Here is a 17,939-nt window from a genome sequence, read left to right as displayed (position 1 = left end):
GTGTTGTTTTGTAGTAGATTGATGATTTCTGTGTAAACATCACCTTGGTTCTGAATGTTGGTCACTACATCGTTGATCACATCAATGGTCATTGTTGCGCCGTTGGCATTGGTGAAAGTGTAAGTGCCGTCATTGTTGTTGACGTATGTGGTGGTATTGGCATCAAAAATGAGTTGCGTACCATCTACAGCCGTATGGGTAAAAGTACCGTCGCCATTATCTTGTAAGGTATCGGTGTTGTTTTGTAGTAGATTGATGATTTCTGTGTAAACATCACCTTGGTTCTGAATGTTGGTCACTACATCGTTGATCACATCAATGGTCATTGTTGCGCCATTGGCATTGGTAAATGTGTAAGTGCCATCGTTGTTGTTGACGTATGTGGTGGTATTGGCATCAAAGGTAAATTCTATATTATTTTCATTGGTGTAAGTAAAAGTTCCATCTTGATTATCTGCAAGGTAAGTGATGGTTTGAGCACTGTACTCCCCTTCGACCAAAAATCGTCGCCATTGACCATTATACCAGTAATAATAACCAGGGCTAACATCATTCCCTTGACTAGTATTAAAAACCATAAGGCTTTCGACATTCCCAGCTGAAATAGTGTTAGCATCAACAATACTTTTCAGTTGAACACGGGGAATAAGAAGACCTCGATCTTGAGATTTGATATCGAGTTGAGAAGAAGGGTTGGGTAAATCTGTTCCAATGCCTACCTGAGCAAAGCTCAACTGAAAAAACACAAAGAATGAAAGCAAGAGTAGTTTTTTATCCATAGGTAGAGATTTAATAGCCACGTAATTAAGACTTTATTCTACAGGATAAAATTAAAGATAAAATGCAATTAAAAAGCGATAAAGGATAAAAAATTTGTTAATTAAATTTCTTACAAATCCCAATAAACTGATTTTAAGTCAATTAAAATATTTAACGTATTTGTAATTTAATAAGAAAACTTCTTTTAAAGCACAAAAAAAACAGACTTAAAGACAATTAAGCTGTCATTTAAACCTGTTTTTTAACACTATTTATTAAATTTACTTTTTTCTCAGATAAACTGAAATAGGCACACCACTAAAATCAAATTCTTGTCTCAATTTATTCTCCAAAAATCTTTTGTAGGGATCACGAACGTATTGTGGTAAATTACAGAAAAAGGCAAATTGAGGTTGCGGTGTGGGCAATTGTGTTATAAATTTTATTTTCACATATTTCCCTTTATAAGCTGGTGGCGGATTGTTTTGAATTATTGGTAACAACACATCATTTAAGGTGCGCGTTTTTATTTTCTTGCTTCGGTTATGGTATACCTCAACTGCAGTCTCTATTGCTTTAAAAATACGTTGTTTGTTCAATACAGAAATGAAAACGATTGGCACATCGGTAAACGGCTCAATTTCCTTTCTGATTTTAGTTTCAAAATCTTTCATGGTATTGGTTTCTTTCTCAACCAAATCCCATTTATTTACTAAAATTACAATGCCTTTACGATTGCGTTGAGCCAACCAAAAAATGTTTTGCACTTGTGCATCAAAGCCTCGACTAGCGTCTACAATCAATAAACATACATCTGAATGCTCTATAGCTCGCACACTTCGCATAACCGAGTAAAACTCGATATCTTCTTTAACTTTAGACTTGCGTCGGATACCAGCGGTATCAACCAAATTAAATTCGAAACCAAAACGATTGTATTTTGTATCTATAGAATCTCTAGTAGTGCCTGCTATATCGGTAACTATATAACGCTCTTCTCCAATCAAAGCATTTATAAAAGATGATTTCCCTGCATTGGGGCGACCTACAACGGCAAAACGTGGTAGATTTTCATCCTCTTGTTCTTCTTTTTCTGGAAAAGCCTCAACAACAGCATCTAGCAGATCGCCAGTACCGCTACCGTTAATTCCTGCAATGCTATAATACTCACCCAACCCAAGCGTGTAAAACTCCATCGCTTGATCTTCTCTTTTTCCGCTATCTACTTTGTTAACAGCTAGAAAAACAGGTTTATTTACCTTCCGTAATAATTTGGCTACATCTTCATCCATTGGTGTAACCCCAGTTTCTACATCAACTACAAAAATTATCACATCTGCTTCATCAATAGCAAGCTCAACTTGTTTATCAATTTCAGCTTCAAAAACATCCTCACTTCCTATAACGTAGCCTCCTGTATCTATAACCGTAAACTCTTTACCATTCCAATCAGACTTTCCGTAATGTCTATCTCGCGTCACCCCGCTTACCGAATCAACAATGGCTTCACGGCGTTGAATCAAACGATTAAAAAAAGTAGATTTACCTACATTAGGCCTTCCTACAATGGCTACTATATTACTCATTTCTTGTATTTTTGATGCTGCAAAAATAGGTGTAAAAGCTTAGGCTACCTATAATTTTTTAGTATTAGTTTATTTATTGTATCCAAAGCGTTTTAACTGACGATCATCGCTTCGCCAATTTTTGTTGACTTTTACATACAATTCTATGTGCACTTGCTTGCCAAAAAAACGCTCTAAATCTTTTCTAGCTTCCATACCTACTCGCTTAATAGCTGAACCTTTGTGCCCAATTATTATTCCTTTTTGTGTGCTACGCTCAACCATTATCACACATCGCATACGTATGATCTCTTCATCTTCAAAAAACTCTTCAGTTTCAATTTCAACGCTATAAGGAATTTCTTTTTTATAATGCAATAGTATTTTTTCTCTAACTATTTCGTTTACAAAAAAACGTTCAGGTTTATCGGTTAATGCATCTTTAGGGTAAAAGGCTGGTGATTCTGGCAGTAAATCAACAATGCGTTTAAACACTTCTTGAACACCAAAATTTTCTAAGGCTGAAATAGCAAAAATTTCTGCATTAGGCACTTGTTCTTTCCATAATTTTGTTTGTTCTTCTACTTGTTGCTGCGTACCCTGATCTACTTTATTCAATAATAAAAGTACAGGGATTTTAGCGTGAACAATCTTTTTAAAAAACTGTTCATCTTTTAATGCTTTTTCGCCCAATTCAACCAAATAAATTAAAATATCTGCATCTTCAAAGGCAGATTTAACAAAATCCATCATTGAGCTTTGAAGTTGATAAGCAGGTTTAATTATACCCGGTGTATCGCTTAAAATTACTTGAAAATCTTCACCATTTACTATTCCTAAAATGCGATGTCTAGTAGTTTGTGCTTTACTGGTGATGATTGATAGGCGCTCTCCCACAAATGCGTTCATGAGAGTTGATTTTCCCACATTGGGATTGCCAATAATATTTACAAATCCTGCTTTATGCGCCATAATTTATTTTTTTTACAAAGGTATAATATAAAAAATAAGTATAAGTATTCCAGTTTTTAGAAAACATTATCATTTTTTGAAGGGTACAACTTATTAATTTTAAGTACTTTAAAAGAAAAAATGAAAAATTTAGGTCTTCCGCTTTTAGCGATAACAACGTTTATATTACTAACGGTAACTATTTTTGCCGCTATGGATATTGCTTTTACTTGGGTATTTTATTTAACCGTGCTTGGGCAACTTGCATTAGTGATGGCTGTTTACCATGTTTTAATTGACAATTACTCTACTACAAAAACATTTGCTGATGGATATGAGGATGCCCCCATGGCGCCCGGTGAAAAATTTAGGTAAAAAAAAAACCGGAATTGAAATTCCGGTTTTTGTAATTAATTGATGAGTTATTTACCCCAAGAATCGTTTGAGCCGTCAATATCAGCTACTTGTTTTTTAGGATCAAATTCTACCGAAGTAACCTTTTTTGAGGTTTCGTGTAAATAATCCCAAGCATTACCGCGTTGCCAAATTTCAACAGGTAAATCAACGGTATCGTATGCACCATCTGCATAACTTACCTTCAAAGCTACTGGCATAGGAATTTCTCCCTTATTTTCAAGACTAATTAGTGCTCCGTGCTCTTTTTGAGCTACGTCTACCACCGCTATATCGATATTATTATTGGTATAAAACCAATTTTTCCAGAACCAGTTAAGACTCTCTCCACTTGCATTTTCTATATGCGCAAAGAAATCTTGAGGACGCGGATGTTTAAATGCCCAAGTTTTGATATAAGATTTAAAAGCATAATCAAAACGCTCTTCTCCTAAAATATATTCACGCAACATGATTAAACCGATAGCTGGTTTATAATATGCTGTATAGGCTAAATTACGTAAATTGGTAGCATCTGGGTAAGTGTTAATAGATTCTCTACCAGGAAATTTAAGGTAAGGGTTTATAACTCTACCGTTGGTAAAATCTGCAGGATACTCACCATTATTAAAATTCAAAGTGCTATAATGGTTGATAAAAGTGTTGAAACCTTCGTCCATCCACGCGTGTAAACGCTCGTTTGATCCTACAATCATAGGGAACCAATTGTGTCCAAATTCGTGATCTGTCACGCCCCAAAGACTCGCACCTTTACTTTTATAACTACAAAAGCTCACCCCTGGATATTCCATACCTCCTACATCTGCAGCAACATTAATAGCCGTGGCATAGGGATAATCAAAATAAGTGTCTGCATAGAATTTAATTGATTCTTGAGTATACTCAGTACTTCGGCTCCAAGCCTCTTCACCATCACTTTCTGCTGGATAAACCGATTGTGCCATAACATTTTTACCCGAAGCTAATTTTATGTTGGCAGCATCCCAAATAAAGGCCGATGAAGAAGCAAAAGCGATATCTCTAGTATTCTCCATCTTAAAATGCCATGTTTGGGTACCCTTTCGTTTATTAAGTACTCTTCGAGAACCTACCTCGCTTGGTTCTATTAAATAGGTTGTTTTCTCGGTTTCTTGAGCTTTTTGATATCTTTTATATACTTTTTTATTTAAAACTTCTTTTGGGTTCATTAACCTACCCGATGCAACAACAGTGTGATTATAAGGTACTGTAATTTTATAGTCATAATTTCCGTAACCCAAATAAAACTCTCCAGCTCCTAAATAAGGCTCTATATTCCATCCGCTCACATCGTCAAACACAGCCACCTTAGGGAACCATTGCGCTAAAGCATAAATAGTACCTTGCTGTACTTCAAGTCTTCCCATTCGGTCCATTCCTTTAACTGGGATTTTATAAGCGAAGTTCATACTTATAGTTGTAGATCCTCCATTTGCGGCTAAAGGCTCTGGCAAGAACACCTGCATTCTAGTATCAGTTATTAAAAACTTTGCTTTTTCTCCATTTACTTTAACTTGACTAAGATTGTAACCTCCTTCTACATCTCCGTTATAGCGGTTTCCTTGAATTGGGGTGGTTAAAGTACCTCTTGAATTTGTAGTAAATCTATTTTGCTCTAAAAACATCCAAATAAAATCAAGTTCTTCGGGACTGTTATTGGTATAAGTAATAGTAACCTTTCCCGTTAAACGATGGGTATTTTCATCGAGTGAAACGGCTATTTCATAATCATTTTGATTTTGCCAATAAGCTGGTCCTGGCTTACCCGATGCTGTACGATAAAGGGTAGAAGGAGTTTGCATAAACTCATCAAAATGATGCTGATTATTTTGTGCATTCTGTTCTTGAGAAAAGATGAGAAATACAAAACTTAGCAACAAAAAATAAGAAAAATTAAATTTCATAGTTGATAATTATTAGTTGAAAAATTGATTTAAATAAGGGAGGGTGATTTGATTAAAATCAGAAATTATATGATCTGCTTCAGAGTAATCTTGATTTTTTGAGTGTGGACTTTTAAACGCAACACAAAAGATATTTGCCGCTTTAGCTGCTTTAATACCGTTTGTAGAATCTTCTATAACCACACAATGCTCCGGCTTAACTCCTGCGCTTTGTGATGCTTTAAGAAAAATCTCTGGGTGTGGTTTCGAAGCTTTTAAATCTGCCCCGCTCAATTTATCTACAAAATAGGGGTTAAGCTCAAACCTATCAAAAACACTATTAATAGTACCCATAGATGCCGATGAAGCTAAAACCAATTGCAGTCCAGCCTCATGATAATGTTTTATTAACTTTTCAACTCCAGAAATTAACTGTAAACTAGGGTCTGTAGCAAATAAGGTTTTAAAAATACTTCTCTTTTTCAGTACCAAATCAGTAGGTTTATGTGAGAGGTCAAAATGCTTGCAAAGTTGTTGACAAACATATAAGGTAGATTGTCCCGTAAAAGTTTGGTATAAAGTTTCAGGAACCTTAATACCAATCTCATCGAACATCCCGTAGTAGGCTTTATGGTGCAAAGGTTCTGTATCTACAATTACACCGTCCATATCAAATAATATCGCTTTTACCACAATTTTTTTTGGTGAAGATAAGCCCTCTATTTAAAAAAGAAAAAAATATCTAAATTCAATCTTTACAACACCCCTTAAAACACTCATCAACAAGCGTTTAAAACTGTTAAAGTTAACTGCTAATTTTTTAAAACAACGTATCTTTAAAATAAAATAAGATGTTTCAAAATAAATTTATCTACCTTACTTTTATCATTTCTTTACTTTACGGATTTGATTCTATAGCCCAAAATAACTCAGAAGTTGCGGGTTATGTTTACGACCAATCTAACCAAAAACCTGTTGCTCAAGCCCAAATAGAAATTCAAGAATTGAATATTAATACTGTTACTAATACCGAGGGTTATTTTAAACTAAAGTATAATAAACCGCAGGGTTCAGCTTTTTTAACCGTTAATGCCTTAGGTTTTAAATCAAAAAAAATTAGTTTAAACGAAATTACTAAAACCCAACCAATCAAAATATTTTTAAATAGCCAAGCCAACATGCTGCCGGCCGTTGAAATGTTTAGTATACAAATTTTACAAGAGTTGGTTAAAAAAAGTAGAGCAGCACATAATAAATTCACCAAAGAAAATACTCAATTTCAAACTGCCTTTTATCGGGAAACCATCAAGAAATCAAAACGTCCTGTTAGTTTAGCTGAAAGTGTAATTAGACTAGTACGTCCTGGTGAAAAATCTTTTAAAAATGACAAAATAGCGATCTACAAAGCTCGAAAAATAACTGACTACGATCGTTTAGACACCTTAGCTTTTAAAATGCAAGGTGGACCTTATGCTACACTTTACACCGATATTATAACTTACAACGATAAATTTTTTGATACGCAAGCCCTTGATTTGTTAGAACTTAGATTCTTAGGCAGGACTCAATTATCTGGCGAGCCAGTACTTGAAGTAGGGTTTAAAGAGAAAATCAAAGATGACGTATGGTTCTCTGGATCATTCTTTATTCATGAAAAAGAGCAAGTTTTAGTCCAGTTGCATTATACCTTAAATGTAGAGGATCGAAAAAAAGCCGCCCGGTATTTTGTAAGCAAAAGACCTCGTAAAGTTAAAGTGTACCCTGAACAAATAATTTATGAAGTACATTATTTTCGTGATCAAAATATTTGGCGATTCGGGTACAGCCAAGTTATGGCTGAATTTACGGTTAATAAAAAAGGAAAACTCTTTAACACCAAATATTTTAGTCAAAGTGAACTACTGGTTACAAAACACCAACAAAAAAACTTTAATTTAGACCGCAAAGATTATATACGAGAAGATTATATTTTAATAGACGATAAATCAGGTTTTGAAGACGCTACTTTTTGGGGTGAAAATAACATCATTGAACCCGATAAAAGTATTTTAAATGCTATTGAAAAAATTAGAGCTCAACTATAATTTTAAAAGATTATTATAAATTCATTATTGATTCATTTAATCTGACCCCTTCTTTCACGAAAGACTATTGCAATGTGAAAGATTTTTCAATCGCATCGAAATCAAATATCCTTAAACAAAAAACGTAAAATTAAACGTTTTGCTAAGGCTAGATTTATTTATAAATCAATAAATGTGGGTGCCCTTTGTGTTTCGATCATACATAACAATGCTCCCTGCCACTGCAACATTTAAGCTTAAAGCGGAATTAAACTCGACGAGTAAATGACAGGCTTTTATAGCTTCCTTTGTTAGGCCGTGATCTTCGGCTCCTAACAAATATACTGCACGCCTAGGATGCTTAAAATTTTCTAATTTTTTAGAGTTTTTATCCTGTTCTACCCCAATTAACAAGGCACTTTTTGGTAAGTGCTTATAGAAATCCGTAAAGCAATCATAGTGAAAATAAGGCATTGCTCCCACTGCTTTATGCGTATCGCAAGCTTGTTTATGATACCTATTCCCAATGGTAAAAATGAAACTTGCTCCTAGGTTTTGTGCAGATCGCCATAACACACCCAAATTTTCTGGTGTCTTCCCATTTTGTATACCAATACCAAAATAACCCTGCTCTAAATTATTATTTTGCATACTTAATAGCTAGAATTTGAACTTTTTTAGTTTTATTACCAAGAGAAAACTCAGAAGATTCCCCTGCTTTAAGTCCATTTAAAACCCTAGCTAAGGGGGCTATAAAGGCGATTTTTTGTTCTTTTAAATTTGCTTCATCTACTCCTACAATTTGCAAGTATTGCGTTTTATCTTCAAGCAAAAACTTTACCTGCGCCCCAAACCGAACCTCATCTTTAGGCTGCTGTTTGAGGTCTATGATTTTCGCACTGCGTAAGCGCTCATTCAAAAGCTTCATTTTACCATCTATTACTGCGGCATTTCTACGGTATTCCGTCTCATTGACTTTATCTAAATTTTTTCTTTGCTCTTCAAGTTCATTTTTTTCTAACTGCAATAAATCAAAACCCTTTGGCGTGACATAATTTACAACACCAATAGGTAAAGCTGCTCTAGGTGGTATAAATGGAGGTTCCTCCTGATCTTCTTCTTTAACAAACCCTCTACTCATCGTCTTTATTTTGTAAATTTAAAGATACAAATATTGTTAAGTGTAACCTGAGTTACTTCTAGGCTATTTATATTTGTTTAGGTTTACTGATAAATTTTTTGTTATGAAAAAAATAATATTCACTCTTGCATTAGCAAGTTTCGGCTTTTTAGGATGCGGTCAAAAGAGCACTATTAAAACTAATCAGACCCAAAAAACAGAAAAGCAAATTGATGGTAACATCTACATTTTGTCTAAGACTAAATTTGCCAAAGCTATAGAAAAAAAGGGAGTACAATTGGTTGATGTAAGAACACCTGGCGAATATCAAGATGGCACTATAAAAGACGCCCAACTTATAGATTATAAGCAGCCAAAAACTTTTGACTCAAAATTCGCAGCGTTAGATAAAGACAAGCCTCTTTACCTATTCTGCCGCTCGGGAGCGCGAAGCCAAGCCGCTGCCAAGAAATTAGTCGAGATGGGGTTTAAAGAAATTTATGACTTAGAAGGGGGCTATTTAAACTGGACAAATTAATGGAAAACTTAGACGCTAGATTTTGGACTGCCAAATATAAAAATCAAGAAACCGGTTGGGATCTTGGTCAAGTTTCGCCTCCATTAAAAGCTTACTTTGATCAATTAAAAAACAAAGATTTAAAAATACTAATTCCAGGAGGCGGTAATTCTTATGAGGCCGAATACTTACACGCACAAGGATTTAAAAAAGTTTATGCTGCTGATTTATCTGAGACTCCCTTATTAAATTTAAAAAGACGAGTTCCTACCTTCCCCAATCATCATTTATTACATATTGATTTTTTCGAATTGAAAGACCGCTTTGATTTGATTATTGAACAAACATTTTTTTGCGCTTTAAATCCTAGTTTGAGGCCAAAATATGTAAAAAAAATGAGTCAGCTTTTAAAGCCTTCCGGACACCTTGTAGGCTTATTATTTAACGCTACTTTAAATAATGACAAGCCCCCATTTGGAGGAAATCAACAAGAATATAAAGTCCTGTTTTCTAAGCACTTTAATCTTGAAATTATGGAGCCATGCCATAATTCCATCAAACCTCGCTTAGGCAGTGAATTGTTTATAAAGTTGTCACCGAAGTAAAGGAAAATTCATAAAAAAGATCGGCTATCACAACCGATCTTTTTTTTATTAACAACACTATATAGCTTAGTTTTCAATATCAATTGCCCACAAGCCACGTATTTGGTTGGCAGCATAGCCAGTGGCCTTATCATTTGGATAAAGCGCTTTGATTTGAGCAAAAGTTTTTTCGTTTACCTGTTGCCCTACAACCCCGTGACAATTCAAACATAGTTTATTGCTAACAATAGGCTGATAAAAGCGATAGCCCCCATTTTCTTTTTTAAAGGCACTAGGTCTTATATTTTTTCCCGCGGCCAAATCTTTTGAATAAGCCGCTATAAGTTTCTCTTCTGCCCGAGAAGCTTGATTCATCTGATTTCTCGGTTTATCACTTAGCCTTTTAATAGAAAACTTATAGGCTGTTGCCATGCTATCTGTTAACCTTATAGCTGCCGTGTTACAAAAAGTTATCGCACCTAAGACACCTTCTTTCTCTATGGCTTGCTTTAAATTTTTACCCAATACCTGTTGAGAGGCTACGGCTATGTCTTGCCCTATTGCTAAAGCCTCTTCTTGAGAGATAACTTCTTTTTGCTCTTTAGCAACCTCCTTATTTTCAGTATTCGGTTTACAATGAATAAATACAATAAGAAAAAGTAGCCAGTAAAGTGTTTTTTTGCGAAACATTTTTTTAATTATTTTAGAGTACTAGGGCAAACATATTGGGTAGTTGGCAAGTTGGTTTCGGTTTTAATTTTATTAAAGCCTCCAGCTACTTCTTTAAAGTTATCCCAGCCGCGCTGTTTTAATATAGATGCTGCAATCATACTTCTATAACCTCCCGCACAATGCAAAGCAAATTCTTGATCTTTAGGAAAGCTCGCTAAATGTTCGTTAATTTCGCTCAGCGGAATATTTAAAGCACCTTCAATGTGTTCGGCTTGAAATTCTGAAGCCTTACGTACATCGATAACCTTAAATTCGCTTTTAGCGAGATCACTTTCCAATGTTTTAGGACTTATTCTGGTAATGGAATCAACTTCTTTACCTGAATTTTCCCAAGCTTCGAATCCTCCTTTAAGATAGCCAACCGTATAATCATATCCAACACGTGATAGGCGAGTAAGTGCTTCCTCTTCAGTTCCCGGCTCTGCAATTAATAATATAGACTGTTTAATATCGGGAATCATGGCACCTACCCAAGGGGCGAAACTACCTTTGAGGCCAATATTAATACTATTTGGGATAAATCCGTTTTTAAAATCTTCCGCTTGACGGGTGTCTAATAAAAGCGCACCGGTTTCATTCGCCGCAGCCTCAAATTCTTCGGGAGACAAAGCTTTGCCTGCGCGTGTAAGCACATCATCTAAACTTTCATAACCTTTAATATTTAACATTACATTTTGCGGAAAATACCCCGGCGGTGGTGTAAGACCATCTAAAACTGCATCTATAAACTCTTCTTTGGTCATTTCTTGCAGCGCATAATTGGTCTTTTTTTGATTCCCTAATGTATCGGTGGTTTCTTTACTCATATTTTTACCACAGGCAGATCCTGCACCGTGGTTTGGGTAAACAATCAAATCATCTGCCAATGGCATAATCTTATTGCGCAAAGAATCATATAAATGGCCTGCTAATTTTTCTTGTGTTAAATCTGCAGCTACTTTTTGAGCTAAATCTGGTCTACCAACATCACCTATAAATAAAGTATCGCCCGTAATAATACCGTGCTCTTTATCATTTTCATCGATCAATAGATATGTAGTACTCTCCATGGTATGACCTGGAGTGTGCAACACCTTAATTTTGTAATCTCCTATTTGAAATTCTTGATTATCTTCTGCAATTAATGCATCATAATTTGGGTTTGCATTGGGACCGAATACAATTTGAGCGCCTGTCTTTTTTTGCAAATCTAAATGACCACTCACAAAATCTGCGTGAAAATGAGTCTCAAAAACATACTTTATTTTTGCGTTATCTTTATTGGCTCTATTGATATATGGCTGCACTTCTCGCAATGGGTCAAAAACAGCAGCTTCGCCATTACTTTCTATATAATACGCCGCATGGGCTATACAACCGGTATAAATTTGTTCTACTTTCATAGTTCTCGTTTTTACTTTCAATTTTACCGTATAAAAATACAATATATCATGTAATTATTAAGTGACTAATGTTACAAACTCAATTAGTGTTAAGCGCAGTTTAAAATAAAAAAAAAGGCTTCACTGATTTGTGAAGCCTTTTTTTAGTAGCGGGAACTGGACTCGAACCAGTGACCTTCGGGTTATGAGCCCGACGAGCTACCTACTGCTCTATCCCGCGATTTCGTGAGGCAAATATATAAACTTTTTACCTTTAAGCCAAATATTTACCTCTAAATTTTCAATTTACTCCTAACAACATAAGCCAGACGCCTCTTAATGATTGATGTTCAATATTTTAGATTTCGGAAATTTTATTTCATAATTAAGATATTTCTCTAATTCTTGCTTAGAATCTAATTCGATTTCCCACGTCAAAATTCCTGTTTGCTTGTCTAAATTCTGGGCATCGTGATCAACGCCCTCTACACTAATTTCCGAATTTCTAGAAACCGGTATTCTGTCAAGCATTTTTAATTGAATTGCATCTTGTTTTTGGTTGCGTATTTTAATTTTGTAGCCTTTTTCCCATTTAACCATATTACCAAAAAAAGATTTATCTCTGTTGTTGGCAGTGGTGATGCGCTCTATTTGTACCGCCGGATCTACACCCAGTGATATTAACAACTCCTCTGTTGTTGTTCTAGGATCGATACCTATTTTACCTGCATAACTCCCAGAGTAGTAAATTTGGGCTTCACCTGGTAATAAATCATAAGACTCCCAGTCTCGTACTTCGGCGGTCAAATAAACTTTTTCTTGAACTAAAGGAACCGCATAATGAGAAAAAGTAGCCGGAATCTTAAAGTTATCAATAATTACAGTTTGAGCATCTTGGGCCGACAAAATAGTATACTTTTCATTCAAATTAAACATTACCTGATTAAAAAGCTGCTCTTTTGAAATTTCTTGGCTATAGCCTTCTACTCTGCTGGTTCCCGCATCGCTCACCACCATTTCTTCTAATTGGGGTGCAGCATTCATTTTATTTTGGGTTGCTAATTGAGATCGATATTGTTGTATGAAGGTCAAATATTGCGGATTTAATTCTGGTTGGTTATTATCTAAACTAGGATTTCCTGTAGATAGACGCAATTTGACATTCTCCCAATCTTGACCAGTAGATTGATATACCATTGCCTTGTACTTAAATTGCAGATTTTTTGCATTTTCTTCTGCTCTAATTTCGTAGCTAGGGTACCAACCTGCATTATTGACAACGTAGCTCAATGCTAGGTTTATGGTTTGCGATTTATCTGTTTCTAAATCTAAAATAATTTCACCTGTAGGTCTTTTTAAATCGGCTTTAAAGCCAGATAAGCTGCGGTTTAGTTGATAAATTTTTTCTCTCAAGGTTTCGATTTCAATACTTAAATCGTACTGTTGAGTTTTTAGTTCTTGGGTTTGATCTGCCATTAAAATAGCGTAATCTTTTAGCTCGTCTACACTAATGTTTTGCTTATCATTATTTACCTTTTGATTGGTCAATAATAAATTTAGTGCATTTTTTGATCCTTCTAATTTAAATTCTAAAACAGCTTTTTTCTTTTTCAATTGCGCTAACTCTGCTTCTAAGCTTTTTATTTCTAAACTTGCCTCCTTATTTTCTAAATAATTTTGCTTGAATTGCATGCCGTGCATCGCAACACCTTTAAGCCCATTTACTTGAATACTATTACCAATTACCCCAGATGATAATTGCGTAAAATGCACTTGTGTTCTTCCTTTAGGCAAGAAGAATGACGCATCACCACTCATTTGGGCTTGGTTTAAATAAACGGTTACATCGGTTTTATTTAGCTTTATTTTTTGAGTGTTTTGAGACCAAACAAGTTGATTAACTAGAAGTAGAATAAATAAAATTCGCATAAAGATAATTTTAGATTAATAATACGCTAAAAAACAAAACTTGTGCCACAAAGCTATTAATATAAAAACAACGAGTTCTAAAATCTGTATTTTACTTTTTTACACCACTCATCAAAACAAAAAAACCTATTCAATAAGAATAGGTTTTTTTGTTTTAAGTGCGTCACTAATGATACAGATTGTGCGTTTTACTACATTAAAGTCTTAATTAGGAAACTGCCTTAAGTTTCTTTATTGTAGATTTTTGCAAAGCCTTTTCGGCATAGCTCTTCGTCACTTTAAATTCAGATTCTCCGCTTTCGGGTAACTCAAACATAGCATCTGTAAGAATGGCTTCACATAAAGAGCGTAAACCACGCGCACCAAGTTTGTATTCTATAGCTTTTTCAACAATATAATCTAAAGCCCCATCGGTGATACTAAATGCGATTCCATCCATAGCAAACAATTTGGTATATTGTTTAACCAAAGAGTTTTTTGGTTCGGTTAGAATGCTACGCAAAGTTTCCTTGTCAAGTGGATTCATATGCGTAAGTACTGGTAACCTACCTATAATTTCTGGAATTAAACCGAAGTCTTTTAAATCTTTAGGGATAATATACTTAAGCATATTTTCCTTTTCTATTAAATCCTCGGTACGAGAAGCACTATAACCAACAGCTTGCAAGTTTAAGCGTTTTGATATTTTTTTCTCTATACCATCAAAAGCCCCACCGGCAATAAACAGAATATTGCTGGTATCAACTTCAATGAATTTTTGATCTGGATGTTTTCTTCCTCCTTTAGGTGGAACATTAACTGTGGTACCCTCTAACAACTTTAAAAGTGCCTGCTGAACACCTTCACCACTAACATCACGCGTTATAGATGGATTATCGCTTTTGCGGGCAATTTTATCTATTTCATCTATAAACACAATACCCTGCTGGGCTTTCTCTAAATTATAGTCGGCCGCTTGCAGTAATCGGGTTAAAATACTTTCAACATCCTCTCCTACATAACCAGCCTCTGTAAGCACGGTTGCGTCAACAATTGCTAAAGGCACATTCAACATGCGAGCAATGGTTTTGGCAATTAAGGTTTTACCGGTTCCTGTCTGCCCAACCATTATAATATTACTCTTTTCTATTTCGATATCATCTTGCTCACTTTTAGGCTGAAGCAAACGCTTATAATGATTATAAACTGCCACAGAGAGTACTTTCTTTGTATATTCTTGACCAATTACATAGTCATCTATGAACTCTTTAATTGATTTTGGTTTTTTCAATTCTAACTCGTTCGCTAGCTCTTGGTGGCCTTCCTGCTTAGCTTCTTCAATTACAATACCATGGGCTTGTTCTATACATCTATCACAAATATGTGCATCTAGACCAGCAATCAATAAATTGGTTTCTGGTTTTTTCCTTCCGCAAAACGAACATTCTAGGTTATCTTTAGCCATAAATTATGCTTTATTATCTTCTCTAGTTAAAATTTCATCAATCATTCCGTACTCCTTTGCCTTATCAGCCTTCATCCAGTAATCTCTATCGCTATCTTGGTAAACCTTCTCATAGGATTGCCCACTGTGTTTGGCAATAATATTATATAACTCTTCTTTCAAAGTTAAGATTTCTTTAGCGGTAATTTCTATATCACTAGCTTGTCCTTGCACCCCTCCTAATGGTTGGTGAATCATCACGCGTGAATGAGGTAATCCACTGCGTTTTCCGGCAGCTCCTGCACATAGTAAAACAGCACCCATAGATGCTGCCATTCCTGTACAAATAGTAGCGATATCTGGTTTAATAAATTGCATGGTGTCATAAATTCCTAAGCCTGCATATACGCTACCTCCTGGCGAATTGATATAGATCTGAATATCTTTGTTAGCATCTGCACTTTCTAAAAAGAGCATCTGAGCTTGCACAATATTAGCGATTTGGTCATTAATCCCCGTGCCTAAGAAGATAATTCGGTCCATCATCAAACGCGAGAAAACATCCATAGCTACCGCATTCATTTGTCTTTCTTCAATAATATTGGGTGTCATGCCTGTAGGCGGAGTAACAGCACTCACTATTTTATCGTAGTAGTTACTATTAATACCTTGATCTTTTATTGCAAATTTTTTAAATTCTTTTCCAAAATCCATAGATTCTCTTTTTTACTGAAATAAATCAGGTTATTATTACAAAAGGCGTTAACCTCGAAAGAGATTTAACGCCTTAAATATACTATTTATTCTTGTTTTAAATTAGTTGTAAACCTCTTTAACAAAATCTTCATAGCTTAGCTCCTTTTCTTCCAAGTTGGCTTTTTCTTTATAAGTATCGAGCAACTTTTTATTTAAAACTTGTTCTGATAATTTCTTAACCTCATCTTGATTAGCTAAAACACGAGCAGTTATATCTTCTAAGTCTTTATCTGAAGGATTCATTTGACCAAATTGAGCCATCTGCATCTTGATTCTGTCTTTGGTAAGGTCTTTAATTTCTTCTAATTCAACCTTCAAATCATTATCATTGATAATCTTAGCCTCTATCAATTGAAAACGAATTCCTTTTTCACTCTTTTCGTATTCTTCTTTTGCTTCCTCAGCAGATAATTCTTTCTCTCCACTGGTCATGATCCACTTCTGTAAAAATTCACCAGGCAACTCAAATTTAGTTTCCTCGATCAATTTTTCAGTCACATCATTGAGCAACTGCTGATCGCTTTGCTGCTCGAATTGGTTCTCAGCATCTTCTTTGATTTTTTCTTTTAATTCTGTTACCGATTTTACCTGATCTTTCCCAAAAAGCTTATCAAACAACTCTTGGTCTAGTTCGGCTGGTTCCTGTTTGTTCACCTCGGTAATTTCAAAACTCAACTCTACATCTAGGTCTTCTGCAGTTTCAGCATCCACTCCTAAAAATTCTGTCAAATCTTCTGTATTTTCAAATAAGTTTTTCGATTTTAAACTCAATTGATCACCTACTTTAGCTCCAATAAATTTTGCAGTATTGCGCTTGCCTTTAACTTTTTCAACAGGTAGCGTAGTAGTATTTTCTATTTCGCCGTCTTTACTTTTAAAAGTTCCTGCAACAAGATCTCCTTCTTCAACTTCATTCTTCGAAACCAATTTACCATACTGTTTTTGTATGGTTTTCACTTGGTTATCTATCATTTCTTCATTTGCCACTATTTTATAGTGAGTTACCTTGTTTTTAGTATTAAGATTCACATCAAATTTTGGTGCTAAACCTAATTCAAATTCAAAAGCATAATCTTCTTTATCCCAATCAAAATTATCTTGAGCTTTAGGAAGCGGATTACCTAAAACCTCTAATTTCTCCTCGTTCAAGTAATTATTTAATGATTCCTGAAGCAATTTATTTACCTCATCTACAAGAACAGCTTTACCGTATTGCTTTTTAACTAAGCCCATAGGCACGTGCCCTTTCCTAAACCCAGGAATATTAGCCGATTTTCTATAATCTTTTAATATCTTTTCTACTTTAGGCTGGTAATCATCTTTTTTGATTTCTACCTTTACCACTGCATTAAGCTCATCAATATTTTCTCTTGTGATATTCATGGTTGTTTTTTGTGAAAATTTGGTTGGCAAAATTACAATTTATTTGCCTGCCAACCAAGTTTTTATTTTTTTAAGTCAATTAAAAAAAGTCTCACTGAATTAACCTTGAGACTTTCTATGTTTCTTTAACAAAATCTATTTTTCAACCAAAGCATCGAGTATAGATTGCAAAATAGACAAACAAATACTAAACAGAAGCGCCCACCAAAATCCATCTACACTAAATCCATCTATAAGACCATCGGTCATTAATATTATAAATGCATTTATTACTAGTAAAAATAAACCTAGGGTTAATATTGTTACTGGTAAGGTAAGAATTACCAAAACAGGCCTTACGATTAAATTTAGGATACCTAATATTAAAGCCACAATAATGGCGGTCCAATAAGAATCTGTGCTCACACCCGGTAACAGATTGGCTAATAGAACCACTAAAATTCCTGTTACCGATAAGCGAAGTAAAAATTTCATAATAAAA

At 34.9% G+C, this 17,939-nt stretch carries 17 protein-coding genes, 1 tRNA gene and 1 pseudogene; 4 read left to right on the top strand and 15 right to left on the bottom strand.

What is annotated here, in order from left to right:
- The 3 genes and pseudogenes from ACH2AZ_RS09145 to era form a co-directional block, all read right to left on the bottom strand.
- Window positions 1–779 (bottom strand): annotated as a pseudogene (locus ACH2AZ_RS09145) (hypothetical protein); the annotation flags it as partial.
- A gap of 261 nt (window positions 780–1,040) precedes the next feature.
- On the bottom strand, window positions 1,041–2,345 hold the full coding sequence (gene der, locus ACH2AZ_RS09140) for a ribosome biogenesis GTPase Der (RefSeq protein WP_394907602.1): 1,305 nt from the start codon (window positions 2,343–2,345) through the stop codon (window positions 1,041–1,043).
- A 69-nt stretch (window positions 2,346–2,414) separates the two neighbouring features.
- Window positions 2,415–3,296, bottom strand: coding sequence for a GTPase Era (era, locus tag ACH2AZ_RS09135; protein ID WP_379043710.1), 882 nt, complete (start codon window positions 3,294–3,296; stop codon window positions 2,415–2,417).
- Window positions 3,297–3,416: 120 nt separating this feature from the next.
- On the opposite strand from era, the gene ACH2AZ_RS09130 reads away from it, so the two are divergent.
- Window positions 3,417–3,650 carry a hypothetical protein gene (locus ACH2AZ_RS09130; protein WP_147861542.1) on the top strand — a complete coding sequence of 78 codons (234 nt, stop codon included), beginning with the start codon at window positions 3,417–3,419 and terminating at the stop codon, window positions 3,648–3,650.
- Between the two features lie 47 nt (window positions 3,651–3,697).
- Here the strand turns inward: ACH2AZ_RS09130 and ACH2AZ_RS09125 are convergent, their stop codons facing one another.
- Together ACH2AZ_RS09125 and ACH2AZ_RS09120 are read right to left on the bottom strand one after the other, a co-directional pair.
- On the bottom strand, window positions 3,698–5,611 hold the full coding sequence (locus ACH2AZ_RS09125) for a M1 family metallopeptidase (protein WP_394907601.1): 1,914 nt from the start codon (window positions 5,609–5,611) through the stop codon (window positions 3,698–3,700).
- A gap of 12 nt (window positions 5,612–5,623) precedes the next feature.
- On the bottom strand, window positions 5,624–6,283 hold the full coding sequence (locus ACH2AZ_RS09120) for an HAD family hydrolase (protein ID WP_394907600.1): 660 nt from the start codon (window positions 6,281–6,283) through the stop codon (window positions 5,624–5,626).
- A gap of 158 nt (window positions 6,284–6,441) precedes the next feature.
- Between ACH2AZ_RS09120 and ACH2AZ_RS09115 the strand changes: the two genes are divergently transcribed.
- Window positions 6,442–7,674, top strand: coding sequence for a carboxypeptidase-like regulatory domain-containing protein (locus tag ACH2AZ_RS09115; protein WP_394907599.1), 1,233 nt, complete (start codon window positions 6,442–6,444; stop codon window positions 7,672–7,674).
- A gap of 165 nt (window positions 7,675–7,839) precedes the next feature.
- Here the strand turns inward: ACH2AZ_RS09115 and ACH2AZ_RS09110 are convergent, their stop codons facing one another.
- Entirely contained in the window at window positions 7,840–8,304 is a 465-nt protein-coding gene (locus ACH2AZ_RS09110) for an RNA methyltransferase (protein WP_394907598.1), read from the bottom strand.
- Window positions 8,294–8,794 carry a GreA/GreB family elongation factor gene (locus tag ACH2AZ_RS09105; protein WP_394907597.1) on the bottom strand — a complete coding sequence of 167 codons (501 nt, stop codon included), beginning with the start codon at window positions 8,792–8,794 and terminating at the stop codon, window positions 8,294–8,296. Before ACH2AZ_RS09105 ends, ACH2AZ_RS09110 begins: the two co-directional genes overlap by 11 nt.
- A gap of 103 nt (window positions 8,795–8,897) precedes the next feature.
- Here ACH2AZ_RS09105 and ACH2AZ_RS09100 point away from each other — a divergent pair, with 103 nt between their 5' ends.
- Window positions 8,898–9,311 carry a rhodanese-like domain-containing protein gene (locus tag ACH2AZ_RS09100; protein ID WP_394907596.1) on the top strand — a complete coding sequence of 138 codons (414 nt, stop codon included), beginning with the start codon at window positions 8,898–8,900 and terminating at the stop codon, window positions 9,309–9,311.
- Window positions 9,311–9,895, top strand: a complete 585-nt coding sequence (locus ACH2AZ_RS09095) for a methyltransferase domain-containing protein (protein ID WP_394907595.1) — start codon at window positions 9,311–9,313, stop codon at window positions 9,893–9,895. The genes ACH2AZ_RS09100 and ACH2AZ_RS09095 overlap by 1 nt, the downstream gene beginning before the upstream one ends.
- A gap of 66 nt (window positions 9,896–9,961) precedes the next feature.
- On the opposite strand, the gene ACH2AZ_RS09090 is transcribed toward ACH2AZ_RS09095, so the two are convergent.
- From ACH2AZ_RS09090 to ACH2AZ_RS09055, 8 genes are all read right to left on the bottom strand, one after another.
- Window positions 9,962–10,564, bottom strand: a complete 603-nt coding sequence (locus tag ACH2AZ_RS09090) for a DUF3365 domain-containing protein (RefSeq protein WP_394907594.1) — start codon at window positions 10,562–10,564, stop codon at window positions 9,962–9,964.
- An 8-nt stretch (window positions 10,565–10,572) separates the two neighbouring features.
- Entirely contained in the window at window positions 10,573–11,988 is a 1,416-nt protein-coding gene (locus ACH2AZ_RS09085) for a rhodanese-like domain-containing protein (RefSeq protein WP_394907593.1), read from the bottom strand.
- Between the two features lie 147 nt (window positions 11,989–12,135).
- Window positions 12,136–12,208, bottom strand: a tRNA-Met gene (locus tag ACH2AZ_RS09080).
- Window positions 12,209–12,303: 95 nt separating this feature from the next.
- Window positions 12,304–13,896 (bottom strand): mucoidy inhibitor MuiA family protein, encoded by a 1,593-nt coding sequence (locus tag ACH2AZ_RS09075; RefSeq protein ID WP_394907592.1) that lies wholly within the window; start codon window positions 13,894–13,896, stop codon window positions 12,304–12,306.
- 208 nt (window positions 13,897–14,104) lie between these two features.
- Window positions 14,105–15,340, bottom strand: a complete 1,236-nt coding sequence (gene clpX, locus ACH2AZ_RS09070) for an ATP-dependent Clp protease ATP-binding subunit ClpX (RefSeq protein WP_394907591.1) — start codon at window positions 15,338–15,340, stop codon at window positions 14,105–14,107.
- A 3-nt stretch (window positions 15,341–15,343) separates the two neighbouring features.
- On the bottom strand, window positions 15,344–16,033 hold the full coding sequence (gene clpP, locus ACH2AZ_RS09065) for an ATP-dependent Clp endopeptidase proteolytic subunit ClpP (protein ID WP_394907590.1): 690 nt from the start codon (window positions 16,031–16,033) through the stop codon (window positions 15,344–15,346).
- A gap of 102 nt (window positions 16,034–16,135) precedes the next feature.
- Window positions 16,136–17,458, bottom strand: a complete 1,323-nt coding sequence (gene tig / locus ACH2AZ_RS09060; protein ID WP_394907589.1) for a trigger factor — start codon at window positions 17,456–17,458, stop codon at window positions 16,136–16,138.
- Between the two features lie 135 nt (window positions 17,459–17,593).
- The gene (locus ACH2AZ_RS09055; RefSeq protein WP_394907588.1) at window positions 17,594–17,932 is read right to left on the bottom strand and encodes a phage holin family protein; all 339 of its coding nucleotides are present in this window, start codon (window positions 17,930–17,932) and stop codon (window positions 17,594–17,596) included.
- Window positions 17,933–17,939 lie beyond the last annotated feature (7 nt).

The organism is uncultured Mesonia sp. (assembly GCA_947499595.1).
In the GTDB taxonomy this organism is placed as follows: domain Bacteria; phylum Bacteroidota; class Bacteroidia; order Flavobacteriales; family Flavobacteriaceae; genus Mesonia; species Mesonia sediminis.
The sequence above is the reverse complement of the archived record's forward strand: the minus strand, read 5'-3'. Positions and strand labels throughout refer to the sequence as shown.